The 16,949-nt window shown below is 70.5% G+C and carries 13 protein-coding genes; 2 read left to right on the forward strand and 11 right to left on the reverse strand.

Annotated elements, in window-relative coordinates; genetic code table 11:
- Position 1: 1 nt before the first annotated feature.
- From ACIBVP_RS15605 to acs, 5 genes are all read right to left on the reverse strand, one after another.
- Positions 2–955 (reverse strand): alpha/beta fold hydrolase, encoded by a 954-nt coding sequence (locus tag ACIBVP_RS15605; RefSeq protein ID WP_396106784.1) that lies wholly within the window; start codon positions 953–955, stop codon positions 2–4.
- The gene (locus tag ACIBVP_RS15610; RefSeq protein WP_396106785.1) at positions 952–1,461 is read right to left on the reverse strand and encodes a phage holin family protein; all 510 of its coding nucleotides are present in this window, start codon (positions 1,459–1,461) and stop codon (positions 952–954) included. Before ACIBVP_RS15610 ends, ACIBVP_RS15605 begins: the two co-directional genes overlap by 4 nt.
- Before the next feature lie 46 nt (positions 1,462–1,507).
- Positions 1,508–2,671: a Na+/H+ antiporter NhaA gene (gene nhaA, locus ACIBVP_RS15615; RefSeq protein ID WP_396106786.1), complete on the reverse strand. Its 1,164-nt coding sequence runs from the start codon at positions 2,669–2,671 to the stop codon at positions 1,508–1,510.
- A 65-nt stretch (positions 2,672–2,736) separates the two neighbouring features.
- Positions 2,737–3,450 (reverse strand): VIT family protein, encoded by a 714-nt coding sequence (locus ACIBVP_RS15620; RefSeq protein WP_396106787.1) that lies wholly within the window; start codon positions 3,448–3,450, stop codon positions 2,737–2,739.
- A 236-nt stretch (positions 3,451–3,686) separates the two neighbouring features.
- Complete coding sequence (gene acs / locus ACIBVP_RS15625; protein ID WP_396106788.1) at positions 3,687–5,675, reverse strand: acetate--CoA ligase; 1,989 nt, start codon at positions 5,673–5,675, stop codon at positions 3,687–3,689.
- Positions 5,676–5,818: 143 nt separating this feature from the next.
- Here acs and ACIBVP_RS15630 point away from each other — a divergent pair, with 143 nt between their 5' ends.
- Positions 5,819–6,550: an oxidoreductase gene (locus tag ACIBVP_RS15630; protein ID WP_396106789.1), complete on the forward strand. Its 732-nt coding sequence runs from the start codon at positions 5,819–5,821 to the stop codon at positions 6,548–6,550.
- 284 nt (positions 6,551–6,834) lie between these two features.
- Here the strand turns inward: ACIBVP_RS15630 and ACIBVP_RS15635 are convergent, their stop codons facing one another.
- From ACIBVP_RS15635 to ACIBVP_RS15660, 6 genes are all read right to left on the reverse strand, one after another.
- Entirely contained in the window at positions 6,835–7,761 is a 927-nt protein-coding gene (locus ACIBVP_RS15635; RefSeq protein WP_396106790.1) for an N-acetylmuramic acid 6-phosphate etherase, read from the reverse strand.
- Positions 7,762–7,783: 22 nt separating this feature from the next.
- The gene (locus ACIBVP_RS15640; protein ID WP_396106791.1) at positions 7,784–8,701 is read right to left on the reverse strand and encodes a MurR/RpiR family transcriptional regulator; all 918 of its coding nucleotides are present in this window, start codon (positions 8,699–8,701) and stop codon (positions 7,784–7,786) included.
- A gap of 178 nt (positions 8,702–8,879) precedes the next feature.
- Complete coding sequence (locus ACIBVP_RS15645; protein WP_396106792.1) at positions 8,880–10,631, reverse strand: serine hydrolase; 1,752 nt, start codon at positions 10,629–10,631, stop codon at positions 8,880–8,882.
- A gap of 19 nt (positions 10,632–10,650) precedes the next feature.
- Positions 10,651–11,904, reverse strand: coding sequence for an exo-beta-N-acetylmuramidase NamZ domain-containing protein (locus tag ACIBVP_RS15650; RefSeq protein ID WP_396106793.1), 1,254 nt, complete (start codon positions 11,902–11,904; stop codon positions 10,651–10,653).
- Positions 11,905–11,921: 17 nt separating this feature from the next.
- Positions 11,922–13,676, reverse strand: a complete 1,755-nt coding sequence (locus ACIBVP_RS15655; RefSeq protein WP_396106937.1) for a glycoside hydrolase family 3 protein — start codon at positions 13,674–13,676, stop codon at positions 11,922–11,924.
- Positions 13,677–14,336: 660 nt separating this feature from the next.
- On the reverse strand, positions 14,337–15,143 hold the full coding sequence (locus ACIBVP_RS15660; RefSeq protein WP_396106794.1) for an HAD-IB family hydrolase: 807 nt from the start codon (positions 15,141–15,143) through the stop codon (positions 14,337–14,339).
- A gap of 438 nt (positions 15,144–15,581) precedes the next feature.
- Between ACIBVP_RS15660 and ssd the strand changes: the two genes are divergently transcribed.
- Positions 15,582–16,688 carry a septum site-determining protein Ssd gene (ssd, locus tag ACIBVP_RS15665; protein ID WP_396106795.1) on the forward strand — a complete coding sequence of 369 codons (1,107 nt, stop codon included), beginning with the start codon at positions 15,582–15,584 and terminating at the stop codon, positions 16,686–16,688.
- The last annotated feature ends 261 nt before the right edge of the window (positions 16,689–16,949 follow it).

The raw sequence follows: 16,949 nt of genomic DNA on the forward strand, positions 1-16,949 counted from the left end.
ACTATCGGGCGAGGAACGCGACGAGCGCGCGGTTCGTCGCGACGGGAGCCTCCTGCTGCGGGAAGTGGCCGACGCCGTCGAACGTCGTCGTCCGCACCGGCCGTGTCGCCCACGCCGGCGACTCCGCCAGTGTGCGGGGCAGCACACACGGGTCGACCGCACCCGCGAGCTGCAGGACGGGCACGGTCACCTTGCGCTGCATGGCTTCCGCGAACCGGCGGCCCTCGCCGCGCAGCTGGGAGCGGCCTGCCCAGCGGTAGTACTCGAGCGCGCTGTGCGCGACCCCGCGGACCATCATCGCCGAGCGGTGCCGCTCGACGGCCGCCACGAAGTCCGGCGTCTCCGTCCACTGTGGACCTGACCAGCGGCGCGTCAGCTCCTCGACGGTCGCCGCGTTGTCGCGGGTCAGCCACCGTTCCGGCGCGATCGGCACCTGCGCGCGGAACACGTGCCCGAGCGCGCGGGCCTGGTTGGTCGCCTTGCGGTGCAACACCGTCCTGCGCATCTCCCTGCGCAGCGCCATCGGGTGCGCGGCCGCGATCGACGTGACCGACCGGACCAACCGGGGGTGCAGTGCGGCGACGGTCCACGCGAGCATGCCGCCCCACGCGTGCCCGACCAGGTGCGCACGTGGTTCGCCCAGTGCCTTGATCAGGCCGCCGACGTCGCCCGCGAGCGTCCAGCCGTCGTAGCCGCGGGGCGGCTTGTCGGAGTCGCCGTAGCCGCGCAGGTCGACCGCGACCGTGCGGTAACCGGCGTCCGCGAGCGCGCCCAGCTGGTGCCGCCACGACCACCAGAACCCGGTGAACCCGTGCAGCAGCAACACGAGCGGGCCCTCGCCCGCCTCCGCCACGTGCAGGCGGATGCCGTTCGCGTGGACGTCACGGTGCACCCACGGCCCGTCGAGGCGCACTGTCGACGGGTCGGGGCGCACGATGGTGCTCGTGCCGTTCAAGGACGGCTGGGTTCCAGCTCGCCGCGCTCGTCGTCACCCCGGCTGCGCAGCGCGGCGATCGTGTCCTTCGCGGAGTCGATCGTCCGCTGCGGCGCGCGGATCCGCTTGAACTTGCGCACGCCGACCAGCACGAGCAGGCCGACGACGAGGAGGAAGAGCCCGAACGTGATGAGGAAGCCCGCCCACGGGTGGTCTTCCCAGTCGACGAGGTCGTTGAGCCCGAGCGCGAACGCGACGAACAGGAACGGGATGGAGAGCAGCAGCACGACCAGCGCGACGATCAGCGAGACGCTGCCGGTGAGGCCCTTCTTGACCTCACGGCCGACCTCGGCCTTCGCCAGCTCGAGCTCGCCTCTGATGAGCGTCGACAGGTGGGTCGTCGCGTCCTTGACCAGCCCACCGATCGACTGGTCTCCCGGCGTGCTCGCGTCGTCCGAGAGCGGGATCGACGGGACCCTCGGCAGCCCCGCCCCGTTTCCGTGGCTGTTCTCGTGCGCTCTGGTCACCGCGTCATCGTGCCATGACCGGATCAAAGAAGCTGGCCGGGCGGGGTCAACCCGCCGAATGAGCCTTGCTCCGGCGCATCAGGAGTACCGCGGCGAGCAGCGACGCCACCATCGACGCGACCAGCACGGCGCCCTTCGCCAGCTCCATGTCGGGCCCGTCGAGGGCCAGGTCGGCGATCAACAGGCTCACGGTGAACCCGACCCCGCCGAGCGTCGCGACCGCGACGAGGTCGCGTTTGCCCAGCTCGGAAGGCAGCCGTGCGACGCCCAGCCGCACCGCCAGCAGTGCGAAGCCGACGATGCCGACGAGCTTGCCGACCACCAGCCCGACGATCACGGCCAGCGCGAGCCGGTCGGTGAACAGGCTGCCGAGCGCGTCGCCGTCGATCGGGATGCCCGCGGCGAACAGCGCGAACACCGGCACCGCCAGTCCCGCGGACCACGGCTGCAGCCGGTGCTCCAGCCGCAGGCACGGCGACTCCTCCTCGCCCGGGTCGGTGCGCACGCGGGTCAGCAGCGCCAGCGCGACCCCCGCGATCGTGGCGTGCACCCCGCACGAGTGCACCGCGATCCAGGTGCCGACGACGACCGGCACGTACACCCACGCCGTGCGGACCCGCATGCGCTGCAGGAACCAGTAGAGGACGAGCAGGGCCACCGCAGCGGCCGCGGCGAGGAGGTCGAACGAGCCCGTGAACACGATCGCGATCACCAGGATCGCGCCCAGGTCGTCCACCACCGCGAGGCTCAACAGGAACAGCCGGGCGCTGCTCGGCAACCCCGACGCGGTCAGCGCCAGCACCCCGAGCGCGAACGCGATGTCGGTGGCGACGGGGATCGCCCACGCCTGTCCCATGCGCTCGTCGCCCCACGCGACCCCGACGGCGACCAGGGCGGGCACGACCATGCCGCCGATCGCCGCGATCACCGGCAGCAACGCGTTCTTGAGCCGCGACAGCTCGCCGACCACCAGCTCGCGCTTCAACTCCAGGCCCGCGACGAAGAAGAACAGTGCGAGCAGCCCGTCCTTGGCCCAGTCACCGACAGTGAGGTTCAGGTGCAGGAAATGCGGGCCGAGTTCGGTGTCGCGCACGGTGAAGTAGACGTCCGCCCACGGCCCGTTGGCGGCGATGAGCGCGATCGCGGTGGCCGCGAGCAGGATGAACCCGCCCACGGTTTCGGTACGGAGGTAGCGGCCGAACTCAGTCACGGTTCTCCAGGGGTCGGCTGATCATGGACTTGCCGACCAGACTTCCCGGCGCTCCACAGTCGACTCTAACCACCGACAGTGACACCGAACAGCACCCCGACCAGATATGTGACGAGCATCGTCAAGGCGCCGACCCCGACATTCCGGACGATCGCGCGCGCGACGTTCGCGTTGCCGAGCCGCGCGCTGACCGCACCGGTGAGCACCAGTCCGGCGATCACCGCCACGGCGCACGCCCACACCCGGAAGCTCACGGACGGCACCGAGATCGCCAGCAACGGCAACAACCCACCGATCGTGAACGCGACGAGCGACGCCCATGCCGCGTGCCAGGGACTGGTGAGGTCGTCCGGGTCGATGCCCAGTTCGGCCTGTGCGTGGGCCTCGAGGGCGTTGTTCTCGGTCAGCTCGCGCGCGACCTCGGCGGCGAGCCCGGGGGAGAGGCCGCGCTCCTCGTAGATCTCGGCGAGCTCGAGTTCCTCTTCCTCGGGCATGGTCTCGAGTTCGTACCTCTCGAGTCTGAGCGCGGCCTGCTCGGTGTCCCGCTGCGTGGAGACGGAGACGTACTCACCGCCCGCCATCGACAGCGCACCGGCGACCAGACTCGCCACCCCGGCGACGAGGATCGCCGACCGGTCGGTCGTCGCCCCCGCGACGCCGACGGCCACGCCGGCCACCGACACGATCCCGTCGTTCGCGCCGAGCACACCCGCCCGCAGCCAGTTGAGCCGCTCGCCGAGGCTGGAGCGGTGCTGCTCGCCTGGATGGGTCACAGACACGGCCATATTGAACCCTGGTCACGGCCGCTCCGCAGGAGGTTGTCCACAGCCCGCCCGGTTGTCCACAGTCAAGATCGACAACCCGGCCGCTGTCGGTGGGCACCGGTAGGCTGGCAAGGCGGGTGGCCCCCGGGATCGGGTGGGGGCTGGGCGTCGCGCGCGCGAGCTTTCGGTGCTTGCCGGTGACAGCACGGTGGGCCGCGACCCGGAGGTCACGGCCCACTCGCTGGCTTAGCTCACTCGTCCGAGCCGGCGCCCTTCAGGCCCGTCGAGATCAGGTCCATCACCGACGAGTCGGCCAGCGTGGTCACGTCGCCGATCTCGCGGTTCTCCGCCACGTCGCGCAGCAGGCGGCGCATGATCTTGCCGGACCGCGTCTTCGGCAGCTCCGGCACGACCATGATCTGCCGCGGCTTGGCGATCGGGCCGATCTCCTTCGCCACGTGGTCGCGCAGCGCCTTGATCGCGTCCGTGCCCTTCGCCTCGTCCTCCGCGACTCCGCCGCGCAGGATCACGAACGCCACGATGCCTTGCCCCGTCGTCGCGTCCGACGCGCCGACGACCGCGGCCTCGGCCACCGTCGGGTGCGACACCAGTGCCGACTCGACCTCGGTCGTCGAGATCCGGTGACCGGACACGTTCATCACGTCGTCGACCCGGCCGAGCAGCCAGACGTCGCCGTCGTCGTCGTACTTGGCGCCGTCGCCCGCGAAGTAGTAGCCCTGCTCGGCGAACCGCGACCAGTACGTGTCCCGGTACCGCTCGTCGTCGCCCCAGATGCCGCGCAGCATCGACGGCCACGGCTTGTCGAGCACCAGGTACCCGCCGCCGCCCGCGGCGACCTCGTTGCCCTGGTCGTCGACGACCTTCGCCGAGATGCCCGGCAGCGCGCGCTGCGCGGAACCCGGCTTCGCGGCCGTCACGCCCGGCAGCGGGGAGATCATGATCGCGCCCGTCTCCGTCTGCCACCACGTGTCGACGACCGGCGTCCGGTTGCCGCCGATGGTCTCGCGGTACCAGATCCACGCCTCCGGGTTGATCGGCTCACCGACCGAGCCCAGCACCCGCAGCGACGACAGGTCGTACTTCGCCGGGATGTCCTTGCCCCACTTCATGAACGTGCGGATCAGCGTCGGCGCCGTGTAGTAGATGGTGACGCCGTACTTCTGCACGATCTCCCAGTGACGGCCCTCGTGCGGCGTGTTGGGCGTGCCCTCGTACACGACCTCCGTCGCACCGTTCGCCAACGGTCCGTACACGATGTAGCTGTGTCCGGTCACCCAGCCGATGTCGGCGGTGCACCAGTAGACGTCACTCTCCGGCTTCAGGTCGAAGACGTTCCTGTGCGTGTACGCGGTCTGGGCCAGGTAGCCGCCGGACGTGTGCAGGATGCCCTTCGGCTTACCGGTCGTGCCCGAGGTGTAGAGGATGTACAGCGGGTGCTCGGAGTCGAACGCCTCGGGCGTGTGCTGGTCGGACTGCCCTTCGACGGTGTCGTGCCACCAGATGTCGCGGCCCTCGGTCCACTCGACGTCGGTCTCGGTGCGCCGGACCACCAGCACGTGCTCGACCGACGGGGTCTGCGCGACCGCCTCGTCCACCGCGGCCTTCAGCGGTGCCGGCTTGCCGCGCCGGTACTGGCCGTCGGCGGTGATCACGAGCTTGGCCTGCGCGTCGTCGATCCGCGACCGCAGCGCCTCCGAGGAGAAGCCGCCGAAGACGACGCTGTGGGTGAGGCCGAGACGCGCGCACGCGAGCATCGAGAAGATCGCCTCGGGCAGCATCGGCATGTAGATCGCGACCCGGTCGCCCGTCTTGAGACCGAGCGAGAGCAGGGCGTTCGCGGCCTTCGACACCTCACGCAGCAGGTCGGCGTAGGTGATGGTGCGGCCGTCGCCCGGCTCGCCCTCCCAGTGGATCGCGACGCGGTCGCCGTTGCCCGCCTCGACGTGGCGATCGACACAGTTGTACGCGACGTTCAGCTTGCCGCCGACGAACCACTTCGCGAACGGCGCGTTCGACCAGTCCAGGACCTGGTTCCACGGGGTCTCCCAGGCCAGCTGCTCCGCCTCCGCGGCCCAGAACGCCTCGCGGTCGGCGTCTGCCTGCTCGTACAGGCCGGCCTTGGCGTTCGCCTGCTGCGCGAACTCGTCGCTCGGCGGGAAGGTCCTGCTCTCCGTGAGCAGGTTGTCCAGCGTCTGGCCCTGGCCGGACTGCTCGGTCATGATGCGGATCCTCCTCGACCCAGGGAACTGCGTGTCTGCGGTGAACGGTAGTGCTCTATCACGCCTGGCAACAGCACGTACAGAGGTCCAGACCAATGAACTGGCGGTTCCCGGACGGATGTCACCCGGTAGGGTCCGTTCACGTGACAGACCCCCTGGCGCCGCTGCTGGAACTACCCGGCGTCGACGAGGCGGTGGCCGCCGCACGCGAGGCGGTCGACGCGGTCCACGCACACCCGGCGAACCGGCGCGGCTGGCCCGCCACCGCGGCCGAGGCCTCGGTGCGTGCCGCACGCGCGTCCGCCGCCCTCGACGGCGGCGCCGCCGACATCCCGTCGACCGGAGAGGTCACGGACCCGCACCTCGCGGGCGCGCTGCGTATCGGCGAGTCCATCGGGCCGATCCTCGCGGTGTGGCAGCGGGCCCCGATGCAGGCCCTGGCCCGGCTGCACGTCCTGGCCGCGGCCGACCTGGTCGACGACGAGTCGCTCGGCCGCCCGCGCGCGGCCCGCTGGATCTCGAAGCGGCTGGACATCCTGGCGGAGATCGTCGCGGGCGGCACGTCGGTGCCGGGCCCGGTGCTGACCGCCGTCGTGCACGGCGAGCTGCTCGCGCTGTCCCCGTTCGACAGCGCGAACGGTGTGGTCGCCCGTGCCGCCGCGCGCCTGACGATGATCGCGACCGGACTCGACCCGAAGGGCCTGATCGTGCCCGAGGTCTTCTACCTGCGCCGGTCCGACCGCTACGCGGCCGCGGCCGCCGCGTTCGCGAAGGGCGGCGAAGGTCTCACCGAGTGGCTGCTGTTCTCGTGCGAGGCCATCGAGGCGGGCGCGCGCGAGGCGACGAGCATCGCGGAAGCGGCGCTACCGGCCTGACCTGCGCCTTCAGCGGTTCTCGAGTGAGCCTGTGTCGTCGGCGCGGACCCTGGGAGGTGCGAGTCCCCCCTTCCTCGCCGAGTGGGTTCCCCCCTCACGGTGGGCCGAGATACCTAGCGTCTCGGCCCACCTTTCATGTGTGATGCGGGCATGCCGACCACCTGCTCAACCCGAAGGTCGGCGTGTTCTACATGAGCCTGCTGCCCCAGTTCCTGTGGCTCGACCGCGTGACGGCCACCGTCCTGATCGGTCTGGGCATCGAGCTGGTGACCGACAGCCGGTGATCAGATCGCGGCCGTGTCCAGCTTGGTCAGGGCTTGGCGGACGTGGCCGTCGGTGGCGGCCAGGACCGCCGCCGCGCGTTCCGGGTCCACGCCCGACAGCAGGTGCACCAGGGCCACCTTCAGGTCCCCGTGCGCCTCGTCCAGCGCGGTCGCGCACTCCTGCTTGCTCACGCCGGTGGCCTCCTGCAGGATCCGCAGGGTTCGCCCGCGCAGCTTGGCGTTCGTGGCGCGCATGCTGACCATGAGGTTCGAGTAGGTGCGGCCGAGCTTGACCATGACGGCCGTCGAGAACGCCGTCAGCACGAGCTTCTGCGCGGTCCCCGCCTTCATGCGGGTCGACCCGGCGACCACCTCGGGGCCGGTGTCGACCTCGATCAGCACGTCGATGTCCAGCAGGCCGGTCGCGTGCGGGTTGGAGAACACGAGACCGGTGTGCGCGCCGACCTCGCGGGCGGCACGCAGCGCACCCAGCACGTACGGGGTGCGTCCGGACGCCGTCAGGCCCAGCACGAAGTCGCCGGCCGAGGCCGACGCGGCGAGTTCCGCCGCGCCCGCCTCGTCGTCGTCCTCGGCGTCCTCGACCGCGTGGATCAGGGCGTGGCTGCCGCCCGCGTGGTGCACGACGAACCACTCCGCCGGCGCGTTGAACGTCGGCACCAGCTCGGCCGCGTCGACGGTCGCCAGCCTGCCGGACGTGCCGGCACCCACGTAGTGCACGCGGTGCCCGTCCCGCAGCGCCTCGGTCGCGAAGTCGACGGCGGTGGCCAGCGCGGGCAGTGCGGCGGCCACGGCGTCGGGGACCAGGCGATCCTCGGCGTTGATCGACCGCAACAGATCGAGGGTCGGCAGCTGGTCAAGATCCGTCGTCCGCGGGTTGCGCCGTTCCGTCGGCGATTCGACGTGCACGGCCTGTCGCGGCACAGTCATGTCCCTGCCTCCCCCAACACGGTCATTTACCGGTCTCCCGCGCCTTGCGGCGACCGTCGTGGCGGGTTTCCAGACGGTGCGAACCCACCGCGTCCCTGGTGTCGTCGAGGGCCTTCATCGAGTCGGACAAGTGGCGCTGCGCGACCCCGATGAAGAGGCAGTCGATGACCGTCAACTGCGCGATCCGGCTTGCCATGGCGCCGGACCGGAACGTCGTCTCCCGCGCCGCCGTGGTGAGCACGAGGTCCGCGACCTCGCTGATCGGCGCGGTGGGGAAGTTGGTCAGCGCGACCGTCGTGGCACCGGCGCGCCGTGCCTCGCGCAGGGCCTCGACGGTGTCGGCCGTCGCGCCCGTGTGCGAGATGCCGACGGCGACGTCGCCGCGCCCGAGCACGGCGGCGGAGGTCAGCATGATGTGCGTGTCGCTCCAGGCGAAGCTGATGCGCCCGATGCGGTGCAGCTTCTGCTGCAGGTCAGCGGCGACGAAGGCGCTCGCGCCGACGCCGTAGACGTCGACCCGGCCGGCCGAGGCCAGCGCCGCGACGACCTTCTCCAGCACCTCGGCGTCGAGCTGCGCGGCCGTCTCCTCGACGGCACGCGCGTCGGCGAAGGTGACCTTGCCGACGACCGTCGCGATGTCGTCGTCGGGGGCGATCTCGCCGCCCAGGTCCCGCTCGGCGCGGGCCTCGGAACGGGCGGTGTCCGCGGCCAGCGCGATGCGCAGCTCGGGATAGCCGCCGACGCCGATGGCCTTGCAGAACCGGGTGACGGTCGTCTCGCTCGTCCCGGCCGCCTCGGCGACCTCGGTGATGCTGCGGCGGGCGACGGAAGCCGGGCTGTCGAGGACGACCTTCGCCACGCGCTGTTCGGCGCGGGCCAGACCGGGCAGGAGAGACCGGATCCGGACCAGCGGACTTGACTCAGTGTGTTGTGTGGTCATGGCACTCGCGCTCACGTGGGAAACTTACTAACAGGCATGTGGAACGACAAGGCGGCAGCCGTCGTCTGTAGACAACGCTACCCGGACCTGGTCGAAACTTCAGGTGCGGTTGTGTGCGTGCAACATCCCAGTCGACGTTTGACGGCACCTTGTTAGCGTTTCAACCAGTTTTTCATCCTCATCGTGATCTGAGCTGCCAGCCTTCCGACTGAAGCTTGTGGGGTTCTTTCTCACCGTTGAGGAGCACACGACCACTTTCCGTGACCATGATGCGGTCAAGGTTGACGCCGCGCCCGGTGTAGCGGGCGTCGGTGACGTATCGCCAGCGCAGCGTGATCTCCGCTGCGTGCGGTAGCCGAGCCTCGACCCGCCACCATGCGCGGTGGCCGTTCCCGGAGAGCGATTCGACTGGTTCGCCCGGTGCACCGCGGCCCTGGACGGACAACGGCACCGCCGACCAGGTCACCCCATCGGTGGTTGCCTCGAATACCAGCCGATCCGTGCTCTCCGTGTCCACAAAGGCATCGAAGTTCACCCGAAAGGGTTCCTGTGGTCGAAGCGTTACCGTCGTCAACCACGCAGCGGACGCGTCCTCGTTGCCCGCGTACCAGGCGTCCCGTCCGTGCCGCGGCTTGACGGCGAGTGCCTTCGCCAGCCCGCCGGACAGTGTCTCCCTGGCGATGTTGATGGACCCCCAGCTGCGGCTCGGGTGCACGCGGTTCGTGAGCAGGATCGCGAACGACCGCGACGCCGGGTCGATGACCACGTCCGTGCCGGTGTAGCCGGTGTGCCCGGCTGTCCGCGGACCGGCCAAACCGCCCATGTACCACATCTGGTTCAGCTCGAACCCGAAACCGTGGTCGTCCCCTGGGAAGGCCTCGTTGTGGTTCGCCAGCATCGCGGTGACCGTCTCCGGCCGCATGATGCGGTGGCCGCGGTAGGTGCCCCCGTTGAGGATCGTCTGCGCGAGGATCGCCATGTCGCGGGCCGTGGAGAACACGCCGGCGTGCCCGGCGACCCCACCGAGCGACCACGCGTTCTCATCGTGCACCGAGCCGCGGACCATGCCGCGTGGCGGCGACGTCTGGTACTCCGTGGCCGCGACCCGGTCCAGCTTCGACGCGGGCGGGTTGTAGCCGGTGTCCACCATGCCCAGCGGCCCCGTGATCCGCTCGGCCACCACCTCGTCCAGCTTCTTGCCGGTCAGCCGCTCGACCAGCACGCCGAGCGTGATCAGGTTCAGGTCCGAGTACTCGTAGTTCGTGCCCGGGGTCGTGCGCGGCGCGACGTCCATGACCGCCTTGATCCGCGACGGGATGTCCGAGTACCGCGACCACAGCGGCAACCACGACACCAGGCCCGACGTGTGCGTCAGCAGCTGCGCGACGGTGATCGACTCCTTGCCGTTCACGCCGAACTCCGGCAGGTAGGTCGCCACCGGCTCGTGCGGGTCGACCTGGCCCTGCTCGACCAGCTGCATCACGGCGACCGACGTGAACAGCTTCGACACCGACGCCATGTCGAAGATCGTGTCGGGGCGCATCGGGACCTTCTGGTCCTCGGGCAGCTCCGTGCCCGCGCCGTCGGCGTACCGGACCGCGTACCCGGTGGTCTCGTGGCTGACCACGACCCCGTCGTGCGCGAGAAGGCTGACCGCGCCCGAGTACAGCGGCACGGTCAGCTTCGGGTTGTAGTTCTTCCTCGTCCACTCGTCGATCCTGGCGACGGCGGCGTCGATCGGCGCCGCGTCCAGCCCCGCGGACGCGGGAGACCCGCTCCGCAGGACCGTGTGCGGCGACGCGTACCCGGGTAAGGGCACGTCGAAGCGGCCGGTGACCGCGCCACGCGACTCGGCGACACCCACCCCCGAACCGGCCGTCATGGCGACGGCCAGAGCGAGGACGGTGACGCGACGAATGACTCCGGACATGGCCACCCCTTGTAGGTCGTCACCGGTAGATCAGGTACTGCTCCCGCAGCCTGTCGAACGCGGCCAGCTCGCCGCGCCACGCGCCGATCACCTGGTCGACCGTGGCGCCCGCGTCGACCATCGTGCGGAGCCGGGCCGAGCCGGAGAGCTTGTCGATGAAGTTGTCCGGCCGCCAGCCGAAGACGTCCGGGTGCACCTGCTTGGCCGTGACCAGCATGGTGATGGCCGTCCTGATCGGCTCGAACCGGTGCTCGTCGGTGATGTGCAGCTGCACGCCACCGCACACCTTGCCGACCCACTTGGAGAACGTCGGCGAGAAGTAGTGCTCGCGGAACCGCACCCCCGGCAGCCGGGCCTGGTTGAGCGCCTCGGCCCAGTGCCAGTCGACGCCGGGCGCGCCGATGATCTCGAACGGCCGCGTCGTGCCCCGGCCCTCGGAGAACACCGTGCCCTCGAACAGGCAGGTGCCCGGGTAGGCGAACGCGGTGTACGGCGTCGGCACGTTCGGGCTCGGCAGCACCCATTCCAGGCCCGTGTCGGTGAACAGGTCGTCCCGCCGCCAGCCCTTGAGCCGCACGACCTCCAGGCTCTGAAGCCGCGCACCCGCGTCCGCGGGCAGGAACTCGGCGTCGAAGAACCTGGCCAGCTCGCCCGCGGTCATCCCGTGCTGCTGGACGATCGGCTTGCGGCCGACGCCGGAGGCGAACGCCGGGTCGAGCATGGGGCCGTACGCCGTGCCGCCCACCGGGTTGGGCCGGTCCAGCACCATGAAGTCGATGCCGGTCATCACGGCCGCCTGCATGGCCGTGTACATCGACCAGATGTAGGTGTAGAAGCGCGCGCCGATGTCCGCGATGTCGAACACCAGCAGGTCGATGCCCGCCTTGCGGAACTGGTCGGCCACCCGCGCCGCGGTCAGCGTGTAGGTGTCGTACACCGGCACCTGTGTGCGTGGGTCGAGGTAGTCGCCCTCCGAACCGCCCGCCTGCGCCGTGCCGCGGAAGCCGTGCTCCGGCCCGAACACCGCGGTCGGCCGCATGCCCAGGTCGACCATCGAGTCGACGACGTGCTTCTGGTCGCGCAGGACACCGGTCGGGTTGGTCAGGATGCCGACCTTGCGGCCCGCGAACCGGCGCCAGCCGTCCTCGGCCAGCGACTCCGCGCCGGTCGTGACGCCCCGGCGGTGGCGCTCGTCCGCGCTCGCCGTGGCGGCGCTCGCACCCAGCACCGGCGCCGCCAGGGCCGACGCCATCAGGAAGTTCCGGCGGTCCATACCGCGTCTCTCCTTGCTCACCAGGTCAGTCCGTGGTCGAAGGGGTAGAGGATGTCCGAGGTGCCGCCGACGGGGATGTCCACCGGCAGCTTGCCCGCCGGCGAGATCTCGCCGGTGAGCACCTTCGCGAGCGACTCCATCGCGTGCGCGCGCCAGCCGTACGTGGCGACCCACGTCTGGGCGTCGACGTAACCGGCGTCGTACGGGATCTGGGAGGCGACCGCGACGACCGGCTTGCCGGTCGCGATGAGCGCGTTCACCAGGTTCCGCTGCGCGGTCCGGTCCTTGAGGTTGTTGGTCAGCACGACGACCAGGTCGGACGTGTTGGCCGCCGCCACCGCGTTCGCGATGGTCGTCGCGTTCGGGTTCGTGCCCGTCGCCCGTGCCGTGGCCGTGGCGCCGCGCCGGTTGAGGCTGTCGGCGAGCCACTGGGGGCTGCGGGCGTCGCCGTGGCCGGTGACCAGCACCTTGCCCGGGTTCCCCGACAGCGGCAGCAGGTTCGCGTCGTTGCGCACGACCGTGGTCGTCCGGTCGCTGATCTGCTGGATGGTGTCGATGTGCTCAGGCGTGCCGACGATGCCGGGCACCTTGCTCTCGTCCACGAACGGCGAGGTGACGATGCCGCGCTCGAGCTTGAGCATCAGGATCCGCAGCACGCTCTGGTCGATCCGCTTCTCGGTCAGCCGCCCGCTCTCCACGGCCGCCTTGAGCGAGTCGATCGCCAGCTGCAGGTTCGGCGGCATGAGGAGCTGGTCGACGCCCGCTTCCAGTGCCCGGACGGGGATCTCCTCCGGCGGGAACACGTTCGCGCCGCCCATGCCGAGCGCGTCGGTGACGATCACACCCTTGTACTTCAGCTCGCCACGCAGCAGGCCGGTAAGGATCGGCCTCGACAGCGTCGCCGGGACGCCGGAGTCGTCGAGGCTCGGCACCGTGATGTGCGCGGTCATGATCGAGTCGACGCCCGCCTCGATGGCGGCGCGGAACGGCGGCATGTCGATGGCCCGCCACTCGGCCTCGGTGCGGTCGATGTTCGGCAGGACGTGGTGGCTGTCGGTGGCCGCGTCGCCGTGGCCGGGGAAGTGCTTGGCCGAGGAGGACACGGTCTGGTTGGGCCGGCCGCCGTTCTGGTAGCCCTTGACCTCGGCCGCGACCAGCTCGCTCGCCAGCTCCGGCCGCGACGAGAACGACCGGGCGCCGATCACCGGGTTGTCGGGGTTGGAGTTGACGTCCGCGACCGGCGCGAAGTTCTGGTTGATGCCCATGGCCCGCAGCTCGCGGCCGTTGAGGGTGGCGACGGTCTTGGCGTCGGCGGCACTGCGGCCCGCGCCGACGGCCATGCTGGCGGGGAACTCGGTGGCTGGCGACTCGAGGCGGGTGACGTTGCCGCCCTCCTGGTCGATGGCCACGATGAGCGGGATCCGCGTGTTGTGGCTGGTCGCGGCGCGCTGCAGACCGTTCGAGAACGCCGCCATCTGCGCCGGGTTGTCCACGTTGTCGGTCGAGCTGTTGTTGAAGTAGATGACGCCGCCGACGCCGAACTTCTCGACCACCTGCGCCGGGGTGTCGACGCCGTAGTTCGCCTGGTTGGTGGGGTGGGCCTCGTCAGCGCTCTTGCCCCACACGGAGACCACGAACAGCTGGGCGATCTTCTGGTCGAGCGACATGCCGCGCATCTGGGCGCGCGCGAGCGCCTCGGCGGCGGCCTCGCTGTTCACCTGGGGCGCGGCGGAGCCGGTCACGGCGTTCGCGGGTTGCACACCGCTAACCATGGCGGTGGTCGCGACCGCCGCCAACGCGACGGACAGGCCTCGTCGGGCGGACGTTCTGGACAGAGACACAGCGGCCTCCTTGGCCGGCGGGGCGGGACAATCCGTAACCTCTTAACCGATAGCTGACAGCATCGGTAAGTTACCCACGAGACGATCCCGTGGGCAAGCAGGTGTTCGGCCTAACCTAGCCCGCCGCACCGACAAAAGCGTGGTGCGCCTCTTTCCCCAGAAAAAGAAACTGGGCGATCCCCGTCCGCTTGTGAAAAGCGGACTGGGATCGCCCAATTGCCGGCACGAGCGACTCGGGTTACCAAGCGTGCAACAGTGTCGTACCTACCTGGCCTCGGCGTCCGGCGTCCCGGTACGCAGTCCCTTGACGACATGCCTCCCGCGGCTCGCTGCGCGTGGGTGCCCGGTGCTCGTGCACGGAGCTCTACCGGGGTGGACCAGGCTTCTCTTCCGCCTGGCCCCTGGCCGATCCGAACTCCGCACCTCCCTTTGTACCCAGTGGTCAAGGTCACTTCAAGACCACGTTGGGGTGCACCGTTCAAGACCTCGGCAGTGGTCGACGGACACTCATTGTGAGCGTATTCTGCGGGCCCGATAAACGATTGGTGACGTGGTCTGTACCGCCGGTCGGGTGGCCATTCCGGAAATGCCTCACCGCTTCCTTCTGCGGTGGATGCCGTACCACGTGGCACCCGCGGTGGCGATCGCGCCGAGGCTGATCGCGGTGACCGCGACGGCCGTGCCGGACGGCTGGAACCGCGACCGCAGTGACACCGGCTTGGTGAACTCGAGGACCGGCCAGCCCCGCTCGAGCGCCAGCGCGCGCAGCCCCCGGTCGGGGTTGACGACGGTCGGGTGGCCGACCACCTCCAGCATCGGCAGGTCCGTGATCGAGTCGGAGTAGGCGTGGCTCGCGGCGAGGTCGTAGCCCTGCGCCGCGGCCAGCTCCTTCATCGCGGTCGCCTTGTTGTCGCCGTAGCAGTAGAAGTCGATCTCGCCGGTGTACTTGCCGTTCGCCTCGACCATGCGTGTGCCGAGGCTGTGCGTCGCGCCGATCATGTCCGCGATGGGCGTGACGATCTCCGCGCCGGACGCCGACACGACGACGATGTCCCGGCCTTCCTCCCGGTGCTCGGTGACGAGCTCGGTGGCCTCCGCGTAGACCAGCGGATCGACGATGTCGTGCAGCGTCTCCTCGACGATCGCGCGGACCTGCTGCACGTCCCAGCCCGTGCACAGCGCGGTGAGGTGCGCGCGGATGCGCTCCACCTGGTCGGCGTCCGCGCCGGAGACGGCGAACACGAACTGCGCGTAGGCCCCCTTCAGCACGGCGCGCCGGTTGATGAGGCCGTTGCGGAAGAACGGCCTGCTGAAGGCCAGGGTGCTGGACTTGGCGATGATCGTCTTGTCGAGGTCGAAGAACGCCGCGGCGCGCAGGTCGGTCACTGTGCCCAGCATAGGAGGGCAACCTCACGTTCAAGGGTTGCCGCAGGTCGTGTGTGTTGGAACGGACTCGTTGCGGCACTTCGAGCAAGTTGCAACCACGAGTCGGACGTAACGGGATACAGTGGTGACATCCGGCGTCATGCCGGACTGGTTCAGTCCGACCCCCCGGGGCTGAACCTCTGACGACCCCCGTCCCTCCCCCCTGGCGGGGGTCGTCCCTTCTCTCCACATCCCCGTTCGTCAGGCGTTGCGGCCGCGTGTGCCCAAACCGCGAAACCTTACGCCACCACACCGACGTCAACGGCCGTGGAACGGCCCTTGACGGCGACTTGTCCACAGCCTGTCCGGTTGTCCACATGTTGATCTTGCCGCGTTGTCGGACTCCCGTGGCCCGGCCATCGTGGATCTCGGCCCGGGCAGCTCCGCCCGGCGAGGACCCGAGGGGGGACCGTGAGCACGAACCTGCCGATCGCCTTCGTGGCGGACGAGCGCCTGCTGGACGACCTGCTGAGGCTGGCCGCCGCGGCGGGCTGCGACCTGGAACGCGTACCGGACGCGACCGCCGCACGCCGTCGCTGGCCGACGGCACCGCTGGTCCTCCTCGACGCGACCGGCGTGGCCGAGTGCGTGGGGGAGTCGTTCCCACGGCGGGACTCCGTCGTCGTCGTGGTCCCGGACCCGGAACCCCAGGAGCTGTGGAAACTGGCGATGGAGGTCGGCGCGGAGCACCTGATCACGCTCCCCGGTGCCGAACCGTGGCTGGTGAGCGCACTGGCCGACGCGGCGGAAGGGCCGCCGAGCAACGCGGGCAAGGTCCTGGCGGTTCTGGGCGCCCGGGGCGGCGCGGGTGCCTCGGTCTTCGCGACCGCGGTGAGCCTGACCGCGCTGGGGAAGGGTGACAACTCCCTCCTCGTCGACTGCGATCCCCGGGGCGGCGGCATCGACGTACTGCTGGGCGACGAGCACGCCGACGGCCTCCGCTGGCCGGACATGCACATCAGCGCAGGCCGGGTGGCCGCGTCCGCTCTGCACATGGCCCTGCCGACGCGACGCAAGGGCAACGCCCGCCTGGCCCTGCTGTCCGGTGCCCGCGAGGGCGAGGGCCCGCCTCCGGACGCGGTCGCCGCGGTGGTGGAAGCCGGCCGACGCACGGGCGAGGTGGTGGTCTGTGACATCCCGAGAGAACTCGGCATGGCCGCGTGGGCGGCGATCGACCGGTCCGACCTCGCGGTCATCGTCGTCCCGGCCGACGTGCGGTCCTGCGTCACGGGAAAGCAACTGGCACTCGAGTTGCGGGCCAGGGGAGTCCACGCGCGGGTGGTGGTCCGCGGTCCGTCCCCGGGCGGCCTGCGGCCGCAGGACGTCCAGGACGCGGTGGGCCTGCCCATTCTGACGGCGATGGACGCGGAACGACGCCTGGACAAATCCCTTGACCTCGGCGTGTTCGCCCCGAGAGCCAAGGGGCCACTGACCGCGGCAGCCCGCGAAACCCTCGTGGCGCTGGCGGCCCGCCCGCCGAAAACCCACCCGTACCAAGGCGCGGCGCGGGCCGCCTGAAGCCGGAGCCCTCCGGCGGCCCCTGAACTCCCTCGCCGCGGCATCCGCACTCTGCCCAGGGCGAGGGACGGCCGGTGCCGGACCGGTTTCCCCGACCCGGTCCGGCACCAGGTCCCGAACGTCCCGGCGACCAGCCGGGACCGGCCCACCGCTCGTCCCACCGGGCGGTGCGGGCCGGTGAACGCCTGGCCGGGGGACCAAGACCCCGGCCAGGCACCACCCACACCTCCGCCCGCTCGGACAGCAGGCGGGGACGGCCGG

This window comes from Actinophytocola sp. NPDC049390 (genome assembly GCF_044466355.1).
GTDB lineage: Bacteria > Actinomycetota > Actinomycetes > Mycobacteriales > Pseudonocardiaceae > Actinophytocola.

What these genes read in the sequence shown, in the direction of transcription:
- acs (WP_396106788.1), bottom strand. Translation starts at nt 5,675, where the DNA reads ATGACCGAGCAGTCCGGCCAGGGCCAGACGCTGGACAACCTGCTCACG.
- ACIBVP_RS15635 (WP_396106790.1), bottom strand. Translation starts at nt 7,761, where the DNA reads ATGACTGTGCCGCGACAGGCCGTGCACGTCGAATCGCCGACGGAACGG.
- ACIBVP_RS15640 (WP_396106791.1), bottom strand. Translation starts at nt 8,701, where the DNA reads ATGACCACACAACACACTGAGTCAAGTCCGCTGGTCCGGATCCGGTCT.
- ACIBVP_RS15645 (WP_396106792.1), bottom strand. Translation starts at nt 10,631, where the DNA reads ATGTCCGGAGTCATTCGTCGCGTCACCGTCCTCGCTCTGGCCGTCGCC.
- ACIBVP_RS15650 (WP_396106793.1), bottom strand. Translation starts at nt 11,904, where the DNA reads ATGGACCGCCGGAACTTCCTGATGGCGTCGGCCCTGGCGGCGCCGGTG.
- ACIBVP_RS15655 (WP_396106937.1), bottom strand. Translation starts at nt 13,676, where the DNA reads ATGGTTAGCGGTGTGCAACCCGCGAACGCCGTGACCGGCTCCGCCGCG.
- ACIBVP_RS15660 (WP_396106794.1), bottom strand. Translation starts at nt 15,143, where the DNA reads ATGCTGGGCACAGTGACCGACCTGCGCGCCGCGGCGTTCTTCGACCTC.